Raw genomic sequence first — 15,146 nt, forward strand, 5'->3', positions numbered from 1 at the left:
GGTTGTGCAACCTATCGACCGCGTTAGGTGTTCCCTCAACAAGGGCGGCAATCGTGACATCTCGCCACAGTGATCGACCTCACCGGCACCCCCTCCGCGGCGAGCTGGGACCCTGGACGCATGCGTAAGACCGCGATAGTGACCGGAGCAAGCAGCGGGATCGGGGCCGCCACGGCCATGCGCCTGGCGGCGGAGGGGTTCCACGTCGTGCTCGCCGCGCGGCGCCGCGACCGCCTCGACGCCCTCGCCGAGCAGATCGCCGAGTCGGTGCCGGGCGCCGGCCGGGTGGCGCCCTTCACGCTGGACGTGACGTCGCAGGAGTCGGTGGACGCGCTCGCCGCGGCGGTCGGCGCGTGCCACGTGCTGGTCAACAACGCGGGCGGCGCCCTCGGCCTCGACAGCGTCGCGACCGCCGACCTCGCCGACTGGCAGGCGATGTACGACACGAACGTCCTCGGGCTCGTCCGGGTCACCAAGGCGCTGCTGCCGAAGCTGATCGAGAGCGGCGCGGGGCACGTGGTGAACATCACCTCGCTCGCCGCGCACGTCCCGTACGAGGGCGGCGGCGGGTACAACGCGGCCAAGCACGCCGCCTACGCGGTCAACGACGTGATGCGGCTCGAACTGGTCGCCGAGCCGGTCCGGATCACCGAGATCGCGCCGGGGCTGGTGAAGACGGAGGAGTTCTCGCTGGTCCGGTTCCGCGGGGACGAGGAGCGGGCCGCCAAGCCGTACCAGGGCGTTCCCGAGCCGCTGGTCGCCGAGGACGTCGCCGACTGCGTCGCCTGGGCCGTCACCCGTCCGCCGCACGTGAACATCGACCGGATCGACGTCCAGCCGCGGGTGCAGGCCGCGCCCTACAGGCTTCACCGCGAGTAGGGGTCGACCGCCGTCCAGGGGAGGGTGACCTCGCCGACGCGCCACCGGTTCCGTCCGCCGTATGGGGGGCGCGTAAGAACCGGATGGGTCTGCGCCAGCAGCGACACCGCTTCGACCCAGCGCGCGCGGGGGCCGAACGCCGAGTGCGGTGCGGCGGTCGCCCAGCACCGGTCGAACGCGGTCAGCAGCGCGTGGACGGGCTCGCCCGGCACGTTCCGGTAGATCAGCGTCTTCGGCAGCCGTTCGGCCAGCGCGGACGGACGGTCGAGCGAGCCCAGGTGGGCCGCGAACGTGATGGTCTGGGGGCCGTCCTCGGTGAGGGTCGCCCAGACCGCGCGCCGCCCGATCTCGTCGCACGTCCCCTCTACGAGGACGCCCGAGGGCGCGAGGCGCGCACGGAGGTCGTCCCATGCGCGCCAGGCCGCCGGCTCGTCGTACTGCCGCAGGACGTTGAACGCCCTGACCAGCGCGGGCGGGCGCGGAACCGGCAGCTCGAACCCGCCGCGCCGGAACGACAGCCCTTCGTACGCCCCCGGCGGCCGTCCGGGTTCCCGCAGCGCGGCGAGGAGGGCGTGCCCGGCGGCGACCCGTTCCGGCTCGATCTCGATGCCGACGACCTCCAGGCGCGGGGCGACGGCGCGGAGCCGGGTGTAGAGCTCGAACGTGGTGACGGGGGACGCGCCGTAGCCGAGGTCGACGGCCAGCGGACGCGCGCCGGCGCGCAGCGGGCCGGTCTGGGTGGCGGCGATCCAGCGGTCGACGCGGCGCAGCCGGTTGGGGGCGGTGGTGCCGCGAGTCACCTCGCCGCGCGGCTTCTTGGCTGGGGGCACTCGGCAATTGTTCCTGCTCGCCCGCTATGCCTTGGACGCCCGGGACACCCCACCGAACAGGATTCGGTAAGTTGTCGGTTACGGTGCTGCCGACGCCGTCCCCCCGAGGAGAGTGCCGATGCTCGACCTGGCCACCCTGCACGAGGCCATCGCCGCCGCCGTCCCCGACCGCGAGTGCCTGGTGTGGCGCGACCGCCGGGTCACCTGGCGGGAGCTCACCGACCGGACCCGGCGGCTGGCGAACGTCCTGCACGGGCACGGCCTCGGCCTGCGCGGCGCGGCGGCCGAGCCGTGGGAGTCGCCGCACGACCACCTCGCGCTCTACCTGCACAACGGCCCCGAGTACCTGGAGGGCCTGGTCGCCGCGCACAAGGCGCGGGTCGCGCCGTTCAACGTCAACTACCGGTACGTGGACGACGAGCTCGCGCACCTGTTCGGCGACGCCCGCCCGGCCGCCGTGATGTACCACGCCCGGTTCGCGGACGCCATCGGACGGGTCGTCGAGCGGCTCGCCGAGCGGCCGCTGCTCCTCCAGGTCGCGGACGGGAGCGGCGCCCCGCCGCTGCCCGGCGCGCTCGACTACGAGGAGGCCCTCGCCCAGGCGCCGGCCGACCCGCTGCCGGTCCGGCCGGACGCGCGCGACCTGCACATCCTCTACACCGGCGGCACGACGGGCATGCCGAAGGGCGTGCTGTGGCGGGTCGGCGACCTGATGCTCGGCCCGCTCGGCCTGCGGCGCCGCGACGGCGCGCCCGTGACCGACCTCGGCGAGGCCGTGGAGCGGGCCGTCCGCGGCGGCGTCCGGGTCCTGGTCGGCCCGCCGCTCATGCACGGCGCGGGCACGTGGTCGTCGCTCGGCGCGTGGTGCGGCGGCGGGTGCGTGGTGTTCCCCGACCGGGTGGACGGCCTGGACGCGGCCGACCTGATGGCGACCGCCGAACGCGAGCGCGTCACCCGGGTGCCGCTGGTCGGGGACGCGTTCGCCCGTCCGATCGTGGCGGCGCTGGAGGCCCGCCCGCACGACCTGGGCGCGCTGCGCTCGTTCGTGAACTCCGCCGCCGCGATCAGCCCCGGCGTGAAGGCGCGGCTGCTCGAACTCCTCCCCCACGCCCGGATCGTGGACGTCCTCGGGTCGTCGGAGTCCGGTTTCCAGGTGACCCGGAGCGGCGCGTCGGCGCGGACGTTCGCGGCGACGCCGGGCACGGCCGTGCTGTCCGCCGACCGGTCCCGGCGCCTCGCGCCGGGCGAGGACGAGACGGGCTGGCTGGCCACGGGCGGCTCGATCCCGCTCGGCTACCTCGGCGACCCGGAGAAGACCGCGGCCACGTTCCGCACGCTGGACGGCGAGCGGCTGGTCGTGGCGGGCGACCGGGCGCGGCTGCTCGCGGACGGCACCGTGGAGGTCCACGGACGGGAGGCCACGACGATCAACACCGGCGGGGAGAAGGTGTTCGCGGAGGAGGTCGAGGGCGTGCTGCGCGGGCTGCCGGGCGTCGCGGACGCGCTGGTCGTCGGCCGTCCGAGCGAACGCTGGGGGACGGAGATCGTCGCGGTGCTCACCCCGGCCGGCGGCCCGTCCGACGCCGAGCTGCGCGACGGCTGCGCCGCCCACCTGGCCCGCTACAAGATCCCGAAGGCGTTCGTCCGCACGGACGGGAGCCTCCGCCTGCCCAACGGCAAGGCCGACTACGCCGCCGCCCGCGCGCTCCTCCACTAAAGAACCTCGTTCGGTTTGTGGGGCCCGGTCCTGTACCGGCGGCGCGGCGACCGGCGATGCTTGCGAAATGCCTGATCTGCACTCCCTGCTCGCCGACCTCGCCGCCGAGGGCGACTCCGTCGACGCCCTGGTCGCGCCGCTGCCGCCCGCCCGCTGGGCGGACCCGACCCCCGCCGAGAGCTGGACGATCGCGCACCAGATCGCCCACCTCGCCTGGACCGACGACCAGGCCGTCGTCGCGGCCACCGACGCCGCCGCCTTCGCCGCGCTCGTCGAGCAGGCCCTGGCCGACCCCGGCGGCTACGTCGAGACGGGCGCGCGGGAGGGCGCGAAGGACGACCCGGCGGACCTCCTCGCCCGCTGGCGCGACGGGCGCCGCCGGATGGTGGCCGCCCTCGCCGCCGTCCCGCCGGGCACGCGGCTCCCCTGGTTCGGCCCGCCGATGGGCGCCGCGACGCTGGCGACCGCGCGGCTGATGGAGACGTGGGCGCACGGCGAGGACGTCGCCGACGCGCTCGGCGAGCGCCGCGCGCCCACGCACCGGCTCCGGCACGTCGCGCACATCGGCGTCCGGACCCGCGACTTCGCGTTCCGCAACCGCGGCCTGGAGCCGCCGGCCGAGGAGTTCCGCGTCGTCCTGGAGGGCCCCGGCGGCGAGGAGTGGACGTGGGGTCCGGCGGACGCGCGCCAGTCCGTGACCGGCCCGGCGCTCGACTTCTGCCACGTGGTCGCCCAGCGCCGCCACCGCGCGGACGTCGCGCTCGTCGCGACCGGCCCGGACGCGGGCCGCTGGCTCGACGTCGCCCAGGCGTTCGCCGGACCGCCCGGCCCCGGCCGCGCCCCGGCGCCCGGCTGAGACTTCGACCACTGTGCGGGGCGTTCGGGTTCGGCGGCGAGCGATCTTGGACATGTCTCCCGTATGACAGTTCTCATTGCCTTTGACGGTTCTGACGATTCCCAGGCCGCAGTCGACTATGCCGCCCGCCGCCTCAAGGCGGGACCGACCGTGATCATGACGGTGTGGGAGCCGCTGCTGACCCAGCTCAGCTGGGCGCCGCTGGCCGCCGCGGTGCCGGTCGCCGCGCAGGCCCCCGGCGACAAGTACGAGGAGGAGAAGCAGGCCGAGCAGCTCGCGGGCAAGGGGGCCGAGATCGCCCGCGCCGCCGGGCTGACCGAGGTGACGACGCGGGCCGAGCGCGGCGGCGGACCGGTGTGGGCCGCCATCGTGGACGTCGCGGACGAACTGGACGCGTCCTTGATCGTCACGGGCTCGCGCGGTCTGGCGGGCGCCCGGTCGGTCATCCTGGGCAGCGTCTCGACGCGTGTCCTGCACCACGCCCACCGCCCCGTCCTCGTCGTGCCCCCGCACAAGGACGTGCCCCCGCACAAGGACGCGCCCCCGCGCGAGGACGCCGGCTAGTGGGCCGTCCCCGCCGCGCGTTCGAAGGCGGCGTAGGCATCGTCCGCGAAGAGGACGAAGCGGGCCTCGGCCACCTGGGTCGAGGTGGCGCGGACGGTGCCGACGGCGATGCGGGCGGCGTCGTCCATGGGCCAGCCGTAGACGCCCGCCGACACGGCCGGGAAGGCGATCGACCGGACGCCCAGGTCGTCGGCGACGCGGAGGGACTCGCGGTAGCAGGAGACCAGCTGGTCGGAGCGGTCCGCGGAGGCGGAGTACACCGGGCCGACGGTGTGGATCACCCAGCGGGCGGGCAGCCGGCCGGCCGTCGTCGCGACCGCCTGCCCGGTGGGCAGGCCGCCGCCGTAGTGGGAGGCGCGCAGCCTGCGGCACTCGTCCAGGATCTCGGGGCCGCCCCGGCGGTGGATCGCGCCGTCCACGCCGCCGCCCCCCAGCAGCGACGAGTTGGCCGCGTTCACGACCGCGTCGACGTCCTGCTCGGTGATGTCCCCCCGGACCAGAGTGATCTTCATGCGGGCCTTCCTTCGCCGTGGCGGGGCCGTCAGAGAAGATGAATTCTCGCCCGCGCCGGACGCGAAACGCGTTCGGACGGTTCCCGGCGGTACGCTCATGACGGGCGAGGCTCCGGGGGCGGTGCGGCTCGTCCGACTTCGTCCGGCCGGACGCAGGGGGACTACCATGCCGAACGCCAGGCGCAGTGCAGCAGACGATCTTACAGAGACGATCTCACAAAGGCGTGACAGTCGCGGAGGTACCCCCTTGAAGATTCTCCTCGCCGGAGCGACCGGAGTGGTCGGTCGCCGGCTGATCCCGCTGCTCGTCCAGGCGGGCCACGAGGTCGCCGGGACGACGCGCCGGCCGGAACGCGCCGATCTGCTCCGCGGCCTCGGTGCGGCGCCGGTCGTCGTGGACATGCTCGACGGCCCGGCGGTGCGCGACGCCGTCGCGGCCGAGCGCCCGGACGCCGTGGTCCACCAGCTCACCGATCTCAGCGCGGAGGACTTCGACGCCAACTCGCAGCTGCGGATCACCGGCACCCGCAACCTGGTGGACGCCGCGAAGGCCGCCGGGGTCGAGACGATGATCGCGCAGAGCATCGCGTGGCTGTACGTGCCGGGCGACGCGGCGGCCGTCGAGACCGATCCGCTCGACTCCTCGCTGCCCCCGTACGCGGGCGTCGCGGCGCTGGAGGAGGCGGTGGGCGAGATGCCGCGCGGCGTGGTCCTGCGGTACGGCGCGCTCTACGGCCCCGGGACGTGGTACGCGCCCGACGGCGCGATCGCCGAGCGGGTGCGCGCGGGCACGATGCGCCCGGCCCCGTCGTGGACGTCCTTCGTCCACGCCGAGGACGCGGCGTCGGCGGCGCTCGCGGCGCTCGACTGGCCGGCCGGAGCCGTCAACATCGTGGACGACGAGCCCGCGACCACCGCGGACTGGCTGCCCGTCTACGGCGCGGCCATCGGCGCCCCGCAGCCGGGCAGCGCCGGCAAGCACGCCGCGTCGACGGGCCGCCCGGTGTCCAACGCGAAGGCGCTGAGCCTCGGCTGGAAGCCGCGGGTCACGTCGTGGCGCACGGGTTTCGCCCGGATGGAGACGTCGTCCGACTAATCGGGCGGAACGTGACAACTCACCCGAACTGGAACGAGCGCTTCGCCAGCCCGAGCCAGTAGCCGTCGATCACCGACCGGCGGTCCGACGCGTCGTCCGCGTCCGCTCCCAGCGCCATGAACAGCGGCGCGAAATGCTCCGTCCGCGGGTGCGCGATGCGCGCCGCGGGGGCCTTGGCGCGGAAGTCGAGCAGGGCGTCGACGTCGCCGCCCTTCACCGCACGGTCCGTCCACTCGTCGAACTCCGCCGACCAGGCGGGCGGCGCCGCGTCCGGCTCCGGACGCATCTCCCGCAGGTTGTGCGTGGTGAACCCGCTCCCGATGATCAGGACGCCCTTGTCGCGCAGCGGCGCGAGGCTGCGCCCGACCTCGAAGAGCCGCTCCGGATCGAGCGTGGGCATCGACATCTGCAACACGGGGACGTCGGCGTCCGGGTACATCTCCACGAGCGGGACGTAGGCGCCGTGGTCCAGGCCCCGCGCCTCGTCCTGGTGCACGCCGGGAATCAGTCCGCGCACGTCGTCGGCCAGTTGCGGGGCGCCGGGCGCGTCGTAGCGGACGCGGTAGTAGTGCTCGGGGAAGCCCCAGAAGTCGTACACGAGCGGCACCCGGCGGGTCGCGCCGATGCTCAGCGGCGCCTCCTCCCAGTGCGCCGACACCATGAGGATCGCCTCCGGCCGCGGCAGTCCTTCCGACCAGCGGGCGAGCTGGGCGGTCCACAGGGCGTCGTCGGCCAGCGGCGGCGCGCCGTGGCTGAGGTAGAGCACCGGCATCCGGGTCATGTCGTCCTCCCTTTATTTGAGAGTTCAACCATATCCCGCAGTTATTGAATCTTCAAGTCTTGAGTGTTCAAGCTTTTGGGTAGACTGGGGGCATGACCGAGACACGGTGGCTGGACGACGAGGAACAGGAGACCTGGCGCGCGTTCCTGTGGACGTCACGGCTGCTCAACGAGGCCCTCGACCGGCAGCTGCAGCGCGACTCGGGGATGCCGCACGCCTACTACATGATCCTCGCGATGCTGTCGGAGGCGCCCGACCGCGCGCTGACGATGACCGCGCTCGCCGAGATCGTCCACTCGTCCCCGAGCCGCCTCTCGCACGCCGTGAACCGGCTGGAGGAGGCCGGCTGGGTGAGCCGCTGCAAGCACGACGACGACCGCCGCACCACGATCGCGCGGCTGACCGACGAGGGCCACGCCGTCCTCGCGGGGGCGGCCCCCGGCCATGTCGCCGAGGTCAAGCGCCACCTGTTCGACCCGCTGACCCGCGACCAGATGCGCGAGTTCCGCGAGGCCCTCCGCGCGCTCCTCGGGTCGCTCGACCCCGACCAGGAGGCCCCCTGCGCCCGCGGTGAGGGCTAGCCGAACTCGACCGCGTGCGACCCGGCCTCCGGATGGGCGGCGGCCAGGAGGCGCAGGCCCTCCTCCTCGAGGGCGGCCCGCTCCCGGCGCGGGACCGGGTCGAACGGGTCGACGCGCAGCGTCGCCTCGCCGCGCTTCTTCTCGATCTTCCACATGCCGTGCACGAAGCCGTCCACGAGGAACGTCGCGCGGATGATGCCGTTGACCGTGAAGGTGCGCTTGCGGTGCTCCTCGGTGATGATCCGGGAGCGGTCGGCGTGGGAGAGCAGCAGGTTGTCGAAGTCCGGGACGAACCGGACGGGCGCCGGCACGTCCGGGTCCGGGCGCGGCGCGTCCGGGACGTCGTAGAGCGCGCGGCCGTTGTCGTCCCGGAACTCCAGCAGGCCGGGCCGCAGCCGCTCGACGACCTCGCCGAGCCGCGTCAGGCCCGACCACTGCTGGACGTCCTGGACGCTCGCCGGCCCGAAGGCGCCCAGGTAGCGCAGCACCACCTCGTCCAGCGTGGTGTCCGCCGGCTCCCCGTCCAGCCACGTGTCGAGCGTCGTGTGCCGCGCCGCCGCCGAGGCGCCCCAGATGCCGCGCGGCGGGACCTGCACCAGCGGCAGCCGGAGGCGCACCGCCCAGCCGAGCAGCGCGGGGTCGTGCTCCGGCCACCGCTCGCTCAGCAGCGTGCGGAGCTCCTTGTCCGAGCGCGGCTCGGCCTCCAGCAGCGCGCGGGCGTGGGCGGTGACCGCGTCGAGGTCGACGCCGTCGAGATCGGCGGCCCGCGATCTCAGGTGGCCGTCGAGGAGCCCCTGGACGAGCGGCCGCAGCGCGCGGGCGTCGCGGGCGCTGACCAGGTGGAGCGTCCCGCGCATCAGCACGATGCGCAGCGCGCGGCGCTCGGTCATCAGCGGGCCGACCGCGCCGAAGTCGAAGCCCGCGAGCCGGCTCCACAGCCCGACGTGCGGCGGGTTCGGCGCCTGCGCCTGCATGCCGACCAGGTGCTCGATGGCGTCCAGTACCGGCAGGTCATGCCGCTCCAGCAGCATCTGCCGCGCCAGCAGCGCCCGGTTCAGCGCCCTCTTGCCGAGCCTCATGGCGATCCCGCGACTCCTGCCTGATGTAGGGAAGGCCCGGAATCTACCGGGACGCATGTTTTCGTGCCACCTCGCGGCAATCATCGCAGCCTTGACGGGCGAAACGTTATGAACGTATGTTCATGAACACACGTTCATACCGAGGAGGGGCATGGCCGAGATCGTCAACACGCATCAGGCCGAGGCGTGGAACGGGTACGAGGGCGAGCACTGGGCGGGGCACCACGCCCGGTACGACGCGGTCAACGGCGGATTCAACGACGCCCTGCTGGACGCGGCGGCGATCGGGCCGCGCGACCGCGTCCTCGACATCGGCTGCGGGAACGGGCAGGTCACCCGGCTCGCGGCGCGGCGGGCGCGGCTCGGCGGCGCGACGGGCGTGGACCTGTCCGCGCCGATGCTCGCCCGCGCCCGCTCCCTCGCGCGGGAGGAGGACGTCGCGAACGCGGCGTTCGAGCAGGGCGACGCGCAGATCCACCCTTTCCCCGACGGCGCGTTCGACGTGGCGATGAGCCGGTTCGGGGCCATGTTCTTCGCCGATCCGGTCGCCGCGTTCGGCAACGTCCGGCGGGCGGTGCGCGACGGCGGGCGGCTGGCGCTCCTCGTGATGACGCCGCCCGGGGACTCCGACCTCGGGACGGTGTTCGCCGCGCTGCCGCCGCGGGCGGAACCGCCGATCGGGCGCCGGGGGCCGCTGTCGCTCGCCGACCCCGTCCGCGTCCGCGAGGTTCTGGAGGGCGCCGGTTTCCGGGACGTCACCACCCGCCTGGTCGACGCCGAGCAGATCTGGGGACGGGACGCGCGCGACGCGGCGGAGTTCTTCGCCGGCTGGGGCCCGATCCGCTTCAACTACGGCGAGAGCGGCGAACTCGTCGACGCGCTCACCGAGGTGCTGGGCCGGTTCGAACGCGACGGCGCCGTCCGCCTGCGCGGCACCGCCCGGCTCGTGCGGGCCCGGCGATGAACCGGGCCGCGGCCCCCGGCGGACGCGGCGCGCGGTGATGTCTCCCCGGAAGGCGGCCGCGCTGCGCGCCGGCGACCGCACCCTGCGCGAGCACCTGATCGCCACCGCCGAGCGGATGATGGCCGAGCGCGGCGCGGCGGGGCTGACCGTCCGGGCGATCGCGCGGGAGGCCGGCGTCGCCGACGGCGTCCTCTACAACCACTTCGCCGCCAAGGAGGAGCTGCTCGCGCACGCGCTGCGCGCCCGCGCGGAGGCGATCGGGCGCACGCTCGGCCCGCTGCCCGAGGCCGGCGGCGGGACGGTCGAGGAGAACCTGCGCGCCTACGTCCGGCACGGGCTGACCGTCCACCGCGAACTGCTGCCCGCGCTGGCGGGGCTGGTCGCGCAGCCGGACGTCCTCGCCCGGTTCTCGGCGCTGAGCGGCGGGGACGCGGACTGGCGCGCGCGCCTCGCCGGCTACCTGCGGGCCGAGCGCGACCTCGGCCGCCTCGCCCCGGACGCCCCGGTGGACGCCGCCGTGTCCATGATCGTCGGCGCCTGCCACGAGCCGGTGCTGTCGGTGCTGTTCCAGGGCGAGGAGCTCGCGCGCCGCGCGCCGGCGGACTCGGCGGACGGCCTGGTGGCCGTCGTCCTGCGGGGCATCGGCCCGCGCTAGGACGCCATCGCCGCCCTGACCTCGTCCAACGTGCGGTCGGCGACGGCGTTGGCGCGGCCGTTGCCCGCGTCGAGGACGCCGTGCAGGTAGGTACGGTCGGCGATGAGCTCGGCGCGGCGGGCGCGGATCGGGCGGAGGAACTCGTTGACCGAGTCGGTGACGACCTTCTTGAGCGCGGCGCCGCCGCCGTCCCCGATCTCGGCGGCGACGGCGTGCGGGTCGCGGCCCTGGCAGAGCGCGGCGAGCAGGACGAGGTTCGACACCTCGGGACGGGTCTCGGGCGCGTAGGCGATGTGCCGGTCGGCGTCGGTCACGGCGCGCCTGATCAGCCGGGCGGTCTCGTCCGGTCCGGCGGACAGGGCGATGGCGTTGCCGCGGCTCTTGCTCATCTTCTGGCCGTCGGTCCCGAGGAGGTTCGGCGCGGCGGACAGCAGCGCGTCCGGCACCGGGAAGACCGGCGCGTAGCGCTCGTTGAAGCGGCGCGCGATCGTCCGGGTGATCTCCTGGTGCGGGAGCTGGTCCTTGCCGACGGGCACGAGGTCGGCCTTGCAGAACAGGATGTCGGCGGCCTGGTGCACGGGGTAGGTGAACATCAGCCCGCTGACCGACGCCTGCCGGGACGCCGCGATCTCGTCCTTCACGGTGGGGTTGCGGTTCAGTTCGGCGACCGAGATCAGCGACAGGAACGGCAGCATGAGCTGGTTCAGGGCGGGGACGGCGCTGTGCCGGAAGATCGTCGCCGTGGACGGGTCGATCCCGGCGGCGAGGTAGTCGGCGACCAGCCCCTCGACGTGCTCGGACAGGCGCTCGGCAACGTCCCGGTCGGTGAGCACCTGGTAGTCGGCGACGAGGACGAACAGCTCGACGCCCGCCCGCTGGAGCCGGGCGCGGTTGGCGAGCGTGCCGAAGTAGTGGCCGAGGTGCAGCGGCCCGGTGGGGCGGTCGCCGGTCAGGATCCGGAACGCGCCGGGGTCGGCGGCGATGCGCTCTTCCAGTTCGCGGCTTCGCGCTTCGGGGGTGGTGGTGGTCTCCATGGTCTCTCTCCTCGATGTGGTCCGAGCCGTCCCGCCGGGCCGGCCGCGTCATCGGGAAAGAGGAAGGGCCGTCCGAGGGACGGCCCGATGGCGTGCGCGAGGGTCGGCCGTCCTAGGACGGCCACCAGCTCGGGCACGCGGTGCGGTTCACGCCCCCAAGCATAGACGACGAGAAGCGGATGCTCACAGATAATCCAGAACGGAACCAGTTGGGTAGGCTGGGCGCATGACCTCGATGGCCCCGGGCCGGACGAAACCGGACCTGTCGTTCCTGCTCGACCGCACCAGCCACGTCCTGCGCACCCGGATGACGGCGGCGCTCGCCGAGATCGGGCTGACGCCGCGCATGCACTGCGTCCTCGTCCACGCCCTGGAGGAGGAGCGGACGCAGGCCCAGCTCGCCGAGATCGGCGACATGGACAAGACGACGATGGTCGTCACGGTGGACGCCCTGGAGAAGGCCGGGCTCGCCGAGCGCCGGCCGTCGTCCACCGACCGGCGGGCGCGGATCATCGCGGTCACCGAGGAGGGCGCGCGGGTCGCCGCGCGCAGCCAGGAGATCGCGGACGGCGTCCACGGGGCGGCCCTGGGCTCGCTTCCCGCAGGGGAGCGCGACGCCCTCGTCCAGGCCCTGAACACGCTGGTCAGCGGGCATCTCGGCACCCCGGTCGAGAGCGCGCAGCCGGCCCGCCGGGTCCGGCAGCGCCAAAAATAAGACCGTCAAGGATCGTCTCTAACAAAACTATCTGCTACGGTCGCTCCCATGACCTCGGAGACGACCCTTCCCGCGCTGCTGCGCTCCCGCTGGGCGGCGCTCGGCGTGCTGTCCGCGACGATGCTGATGACGATCCTCGACGGCAGCATCGTGACCGTCGCGGCCCCCGCCATCCAGGACGACCTCGGCTTCTCCCCCGCCGGGCTCAGCTGGATCATGAACGCCTACCTGATCCCGCTCGGCGGCCTGCTCCTCCTCGCCGGACGGCTCGGCGACCTCCTCGGCCGCAAGGCCCTGTTCCTCGCCGGCAACGCGGTGTTCACGGCCGCGTCCCTGCTCGCGGGCGCGGCCACGACGTCCGGCATGCTGATCGCGGCCCGCTTCCTGCAGGGCGTCGGGAGCGCGCTGGCCTCCGCCGTCGTGCTCGGCATCCTCGTGACGCTGTTCACCGGCCCCGGCGAGCGGGCCAAGGCGATCGGGATCTTCAGCTTCACCGGCGCGGCGGGCGCGTCCCTCGGGCAGGTGCTCGGCGGCGTGCTCACCGACGCGCTGAGCTGGCACTGGATCTTCCTGATCAACCTGCCGATCGGCCTCGCCACGATGCTGCTCGCACTCCCGGCGCTGCCCCGCGACCGCGGCGTCGGCCTCGCCGCCGGCGCGGACCTCGTGGGCGCGCTGCTCGTCACGTCCGGGCTGATGCTCGGCATCTACACCGTGGTCAAGGTCGAGGGCCACGGCTGGATCTCCCCGCACACGCTGGGGCTCGGGGCGGCGTCGGTGCTCCTGCTCGCCGGGTTCGCCGTCCGGCAGGCGCGCGCCGCGACCCCGCTGATGCCGCTGCGGATCCTGCGCTCCCGCAACGTGTCCGGCGCCTACGCGGTCCAGCTGCTCACCCTGTCGGCGATGTTCTCCTTCCAGGTGATCGTCGCCCTCTACATGCAGCAGGTCCTCGGCTACAGCGCGCTGGACACCGGCCTGGCGATGCTCCCGGCGGCCGTGGCGATCGGCACGGTGTCGCTGTTCGTCTCCGCACGCCTGTCGAACCGGCTGGGCGAGCGCACCGTCCTGGTGATCGGCCTGGTCTTCCTCATCGGCGCGATGGCCTGGCTCACGACCGTCCCGGTGGACGCCCGCTACGCCACCGGCCTGCTCCCGGCGTTCGCGCTCGTCGCCGGGGCCGGGCTCGTCCTGCCGTCGCTGACCGGGCTCGGCATGTCCAGCGCCCGACCGGAGGACGCGGGTCTCGCGTCCGGCCTGTTCAACACCGTCCAGCAGGTGGGGATGGCGCTGGGCGTCGCGGTCCTGACCACGCTGGCCGCGTCCCGCACCGAGACCCTCCGGGCGGACGGCGCGGGGGCCGCCGCGGCGCTCACCGGCGGCTACCACCTGGCGTTCGGCGTCTCCGCCGGGCTCCTGGTCGCCGCGCTGGCCGTGTCCCTCCTCGTCCTGCGCCGCCCGAGGCCCCCGGCCGGCGCGACCGCGCCCGCCGAGAACGTCCCCGCCGACGTCTGAAGGAGACCGCGATGACCGAGTACGGCCCGCCTCACGGGACCTTCGTACGCGGACTAGTGGGGCAGGACGAGAAGCAGCAGCGGCAGCCCGGCGACGACCGGCACCGCGACGGTGGCGGCGATGCGGCTCCTGCGGGAAGCCTGCTGCGGTTCCAGCAGCCGGTTCACCCGCGCCATGACCGGGATGTCGCCGTGCGCGACGCCGAGGGTCCCGGACGGGGCGGCGGCGGGGCGGGCGGCGGCGAAGCGCAGCAGCGCGGTCGCCAGCTCGCGCGCCGGGCGGCCGTGCCGGGCCCGGTCGTCGGCGGCCATCTCGATCAGCAGCTCGACCGCGTCCAGGCAGCGTCCGACCAGGTGGAACTGCGGGAACACCTGGCGCAGCGACGCGAACGGCAGCAGCACCAGGTCGTGGCGCTCGCGGGCGTGGGCGCGCTCGTGCGCGAGGACCGCGGCCAGCTCGCCGCGGTCGAGCAGCGCCAGCGTCCCGGCGCTGACGACGACCTTGGACGAGCGGACGCCCGGCACGCAGTACGCGGCCGCGCCCGGATGGTCGAGGACGAGGGTGCCGGGCACCGACGAGTCGCGGCGCGACACGAGCGCGAGCAGCGCCCGGTGCCGCCGCCGGGCCCGCACGACCCGGACCACCGCGAACATCAGCATGACCAGCAGCACGGCGGTGAGGCTGATCGCGCCGAGCAGCGCGGCGACCTGGACGGCGTTCAGCCGGGCGGCCTGGTCGTCGTACAGGCCGGGCAGCCCGCCGAGCACGCCCCTGCGGTACGGGAGGAGGGCGAGGCCGAGGAGCGCGCCGATCGTGGCGACGCCCCAGCACAGCCCGAGGGCCTGCCAGAGCGCGATCCCGATGCGCGGCGTCCGCCACGTCCACCGGGCGCGGGACAGGAAGTGCGCCCCGCCGACGGTCCCGAGTGAGATCAATGCGAGCAGGGCGGTGCCGGTCATGCGGGTGGTTCCTTGCTCATGAGGCCCGCGAGGGTCTGCCGGATCACGTCGATCTCGTCCCGCGAGACGGACCGGACGAAGTGGGCGAGCGCCGCGTCCCGGTCGCCGGTCTCGTTCAGGGCGCCCAGCATCAGCTCGGTCACGTACATCTCGCGGCTCGCGACCGGGTGGTAGCGCCACGCGCGGCCGTCGCGCTCGCGCTCGAGGAAGCCCTTCTTGGCGAGCCTGTCCAGCACCGTCATGACAGTAGTGTGCGCCAGATCCCGGTCGCCCGCGAGCGCGCGGCTCACGTCACGGGCCGTCGCCGCCTCGTGGCCGGCGTCCTCCCGCGCCCACAGGACCTCCATGACCGTGCGTTCAAGCTCTCCCAGACCCTTCACGCCCTCAAGGTTATCCGACCGATACCAAGCTC

At 74.2% G+C, this 15,146-nt stretch carries 17 protein-coding genes; 10 read left to right on the top strand and 7 right to left on the bottom strand.

Translation table 11 applies throughout. The features are described 5' to 3' along the window. The first annotated feature begins 120 nt into the window (after positions 1-120). The gene (locus tag ACA511_RS38315; RefSeq protein WP_375029642.1) at positions 121-879 is read left to right on the top strand and encodes an SDR family NAD(P)-dependent oxidoreductase; all 759 of its coding nucleotides are present in this window, start codon (positions 121-123) and stop codon (positions 877-879) included. Here the strand turns inward: ACA511_RS38315 and ACA511_RS38320 are convergent. Next, positions 867-1,709: a class I SAM-dependent methyltransferase gene (locus ACA511_RS38320; protein ID WP_375029643.1), complete on the bottom strand. Its 843-nt coding sequence runs from the start codon at positions 1,707-1,709 to the stop codon at positions 867-869. The two genes, ACA511_RS38315 and ACA511_RS38320, sit on opposite strands and share 13 nt — an antisense overlap. Positions 1,710-1,827: 118 nt before the next feature. On the opposite strand from ACA511_RS38320, the gene ACA511_RS38325 reads away from it, so the two are divergent. The 3 genes from ACA511_RS38325 (at position 1,828) to ACA511_RS38335 (ending at position 4,846) form a co-directional block, all read left to right on the top strand. After that, positions 1,828-3,426 (top strand): AMP-binding protein, encoded by a 1,599-nt coding sequence (locus ACA511_RS38325; protein WP_375029644.1) that lies wholly within the window; start codon positions 1,828-1,830, stop codon positions 3,424-3,426. A 67-nt stretch (positions 3,427-3,493) separates the two neighbouring features. Beyond that, a complete protein-coding gene (locus ACA511_RS38330) occupies positions 3,494-4,282 on the top strand; it encodes a TIGR03084 family metal-binding protein (protein ID WP_375029645.1) in 789 nt (262 codons plus the stop codon). Positions 4,283-4,345: 63 nt separating this feature from the next. Further along, positions 4,346-4,846 (top strand): universal stress protein, encoded by a 501-nt coding sequence (locus ACA511_RS38335; RefSeq protein ID WP_375029646.1) that lies wholly within the window; start codon positions 4,346-4,348, stop codon positions 4,844-4,846. On the opposite strand, the gene ACA511_RS38340 is transcribed toward ACA511_RS38335, so the two are convergent. Then, complete coding sequence (locus tag ACA511_RS38340) at positions 4,843-5,358, bottom strand: O-acetyl-ADP-ribose deacetylase (RefSeq protein WP_375029647.1); 516 nt, start codon at positions 5,356-5,358, stop codon at positions 4,843-4,845. The two genes, ACA511_RS38335 and ACA511_RS38340, sit on opposite strands and share 4 nt — an antisense overlap. 247 nt (positions 5,359-5,605) lie before the next feature. Between ACA511_RS38340 and ACA511_RS38345 the strand changes: the two genes are divergently transcribed. After that, positions 5,606-6,454: an NAD-dependent epimerase/dehydratase family protein gene (locus ACA511_RS38345; RefSeq protein ID WP_375029648.1), complete on the top strand. Its 849-nt coding sequence runs from the start codon at positions 5,606-5,608 to the stop codon at positions 6,452-6,454. Positions 6,455-6,473: 19 nt separating this feature from the next. Here ACA511_RS38345 and ACA511_RS38350 read toward each other — a convergent pair whose 3' ends face one another. Next, the gene (locus ACA511_RS38350; protein ID WP_375029649.1) at positions 6,474-7,235 is read right to left on the bottom strand and encodes a dioxygenase; all 762 of its coding nucleotides are present in this window, start codon (positions 7,233-7,235) and stop codon (positions 6,474-6,476) included. A gap of 92 nt (positions 7,236-7,327) precedes the next feature. Between ACA511_RS38350 and ACA511_RS38355 the strand changes: the two genes are divergently transcribed. Then, a complete protein-coding gene (locus ACA511_RS38355; RefSeq protein ID WP_375029650.1) occupies positions 7,328-7,816 on the top strand; it encodes a MarR family winged helix-turn-helix transcriptional regulator in 489 nt (162 codons plus the stop codon). On the opposite strand, the gene ACA511_RS38360 is transcribed toward ACA511_RS38355, so the two are convergent. Next, positions 7,813-8,895 (bottom strand): winged helix DNA-binding domain-containing protein, encoded by a 1,083-nt coding sequence (locus ACA511_RS38360; protein ID WP_375029651.1) that lies wholly within the window; start codon positions 8,893-8,895, stop codon positions 7,813-7,815. The genes ACA511_RS38355 and ACA511_RS38360 overlap by 4 nt on opposite strands. A gap of 151 nt (positions 8,896-9,046) precedes the next feature. Between ACA511_RS38360 and ACA511_RS38365 the strand changes: the two genes are divergently transcribed. Both ACA511_RS38365 and ACA511_RS38370 read left to right on the top strand, forming a co-directional pair. After that, positions 9,047-9,859 carry a class I SAM-dependent methyltransferase gene (locus ACA511_RS38365; protein ID WP_375029652.1) on the top strand — a complete coding sequence of 271 codons (813 nt, stop codon included), beginning with the start codon at positions 9,047-9,049 and terminating at the stop codon, positions 9,857-9,859. A 37-nt stretch (positions 9,860-9,896) separates the two neighbouring features. Further along, on the top strand, positions 9,897-10,514 hold the full coding sequence (locus ACA511_RS38370; protein ID WP_375029653.1) for a TetR/AcrR family transcriptional regulator: 618 nt from the start codon (positions 9,897-9,899) through the stop codon (positions 10,512-10,514). Here ACA511_RS38370 and trpS read toward each other — a convergent pair. Beyond that, positions 10,511-11,548 carry a tryptophan--tRNA ligase gene (trpS, locus tag ACA511_RS38375; RefSeq protein ID WP_375029654.1) on the bottom strand — a complete coding sequence of 346 codons (1,038 nt, stop codon included), beginning with the start codon at positions 11,546-11,548 and terminating at the stop codon, positions 10,511-10,513. The genes ACA511_RS38370 and trpS overlap by 4 nt on opposite strands. A gap of 226 nt (positions 11,549-11,774) precedes the next feature. Between trpS and ACA511_RS38380 the strand changes: the two genes are divergently transcribed. Then, complete coding sequence (locus tag ACA511_RS38380) at positions 11,775-12,263, top strand: MarR family winged helix-turn-helix transcriptional regulator (protein WP_375029655.1); 489 nt, start codon at positions 11,775-11,777, stop codon at positions 12,261-12,263. 48 nt (positions 12,264-12,311) lie between these two features. Next, positions 12,312-13,775: an MFS transporter gene (locus ACA511_RS38385; RefSeq protein WP_375029656.1), complete on the top strand. Its 1,464-nt coding sequence runs from the start codon at positions 12,312-12,314 to the stop codon at positions 13,773-13,775. A gap of 53 nt (positions 13,776-13,828) precedes the next feature. Here the strand turns inward: ACA511_RS38385 and ACA511_RS38390 are convergent, their stop codons facing one another. Beyond that, positions 13,829-14,734, bottom strand: coding sequence for a M56 family metallopeptidase (locus ACA511_RS38390; protein ID WP_375029657.1), 906 nt, complete (start codon positions 14,732-14,734; stop codon positions 13,829-13,831). Next, entirely contained in the window at positions 14,731-15,114 is a 384-nt protein-coding gene (locus ACA511_RS38395; protein WP_371945734.1) for a BlaI/MecI/CopY family transcriptional regulator, read from the bottom strand. Before ACA511_RS38395 ends, ACA511_RS38390 begins: the two co-directional genes overlap by 4 nt. Between the last annotated feature and the right edge of the window lie 32 nt (positions 15,115-15,146).

This window comes from Actinomadura sp. GTD37 (assembly GCF_041951365.1).
Taxonomy (GTDB): domain Bacteria; phylum Actinomycetota; class Actinomycetes; order Streptosporangiales; family Streptosporangiaceae; genus Spirillospora.

What these genes read in the sequence shown, in the direction of transcription:
- ACA511_RS38315 (WP_375029642.1), top strand. Translation starts at nt 121, where the DNA reads ATGCGTAAGACCGCGATAGTGACCGGAGCAAGCAGCGGGATCGGGGCC.
- ACA511_RS38325 (WP_375029644.1), top strand. Translation starts at nt 1,828, where the DNA reads ATGCTCGACCTGGCCACCCTGCACGAGGCCATCGCCGCCGCCGTCCCC.
- ACA511_RS38330 (WP_375029645.1), top strand. Translation starts at nt 3,494, where the DNA reads ATGCCTGATCTGCACTCCCTGCTCGCCGACCTCGCCGCCGAGGGCGAC.
- ACA511_RS38335 (WP_375029646.1), top strand. Translation starts at nt 4,346, where the DNA reads ATGACAGTTCTCATTGCCTTTGACGGTTCTGACGATTCCCAGGCCGCA.
- ACA511_RS38340 (WP_375029647.1), bottom strand. Translation starts at nt 5,358, where the DNA reads ATGAAGATCACTCTGGTCCGGGGGGACATCACCGAGCAGGACGTCGAC.
- ACA511_RS38350 (WP_375029649.1), bottom strand. Translation starts at nt 7,235, where the DNA reads ATGACCCGGATGCCGGTGCTCTACCTCAGCCACGGCGCGCCGCCGCTG.
- ACA511_RS38355 (WP_375029650.1), top strand. Translation starts at nt 7,328, where the DNA reads ATGACCGAGACACGGTGGCTGGACGACGAGGAACAGGAGACCTGGCGC.
- ACA511_RS38360 (WP_375029651.1), bottom strand. Translation starts at nt 8,895, where the DNA reads ATGAGGCTCGGCAAGAGGGCGCTGAACCGGGCGCTGCTGGCGCGGCAG.
- ACA511_RS38365 (WP_375029652.1), top strand. Translation starts at nt 9,047, where the DNA reads ATGGCCGAGATCGTCAACACGCATCAGGCCGAGGCGTGGAACGGGTAC.
- ACA511_RS38370 (WP_375029653.1), top strand. Translation starts at nt 9,897, where the DNA reads ATGTCTCCCCGGAAGGCGGCCGCGCTGCGCGCCGGCGACCGCACCCTG.
- trpS (WP_375029654.1), bottom strand. Translation starts at nt 11,548, where the DNA reads ATGGAGACCACCACCACCCCCGAAGCGCGAAGCCGCGAACTGGAAGAG.
- ACA511_RS38380 (WP_375029655.1), top strand. Translation starts at nt 11,775, where the DNA reads ATGACCTCGATGGCCCCGGGCCGGACGAAACCGGACCTGTCGTTCCTG.
- ACA511_RS38385 (WP_375029656.1), top strand. Translation starts at nt 12,312, where the DNA reads ATGACCTCGGAGACGACCCTTCCCGCGCTGCTGCGCTCCCGCTGGGCG.
- ACA511_RS38390 (WP_375029657.1), bottom strand. Translation starts at nt 14,734, where the DNA reads ATGACCGGCACCGCCCTGCTCGCATTGATCTCACTCGGGACCGTCGGC.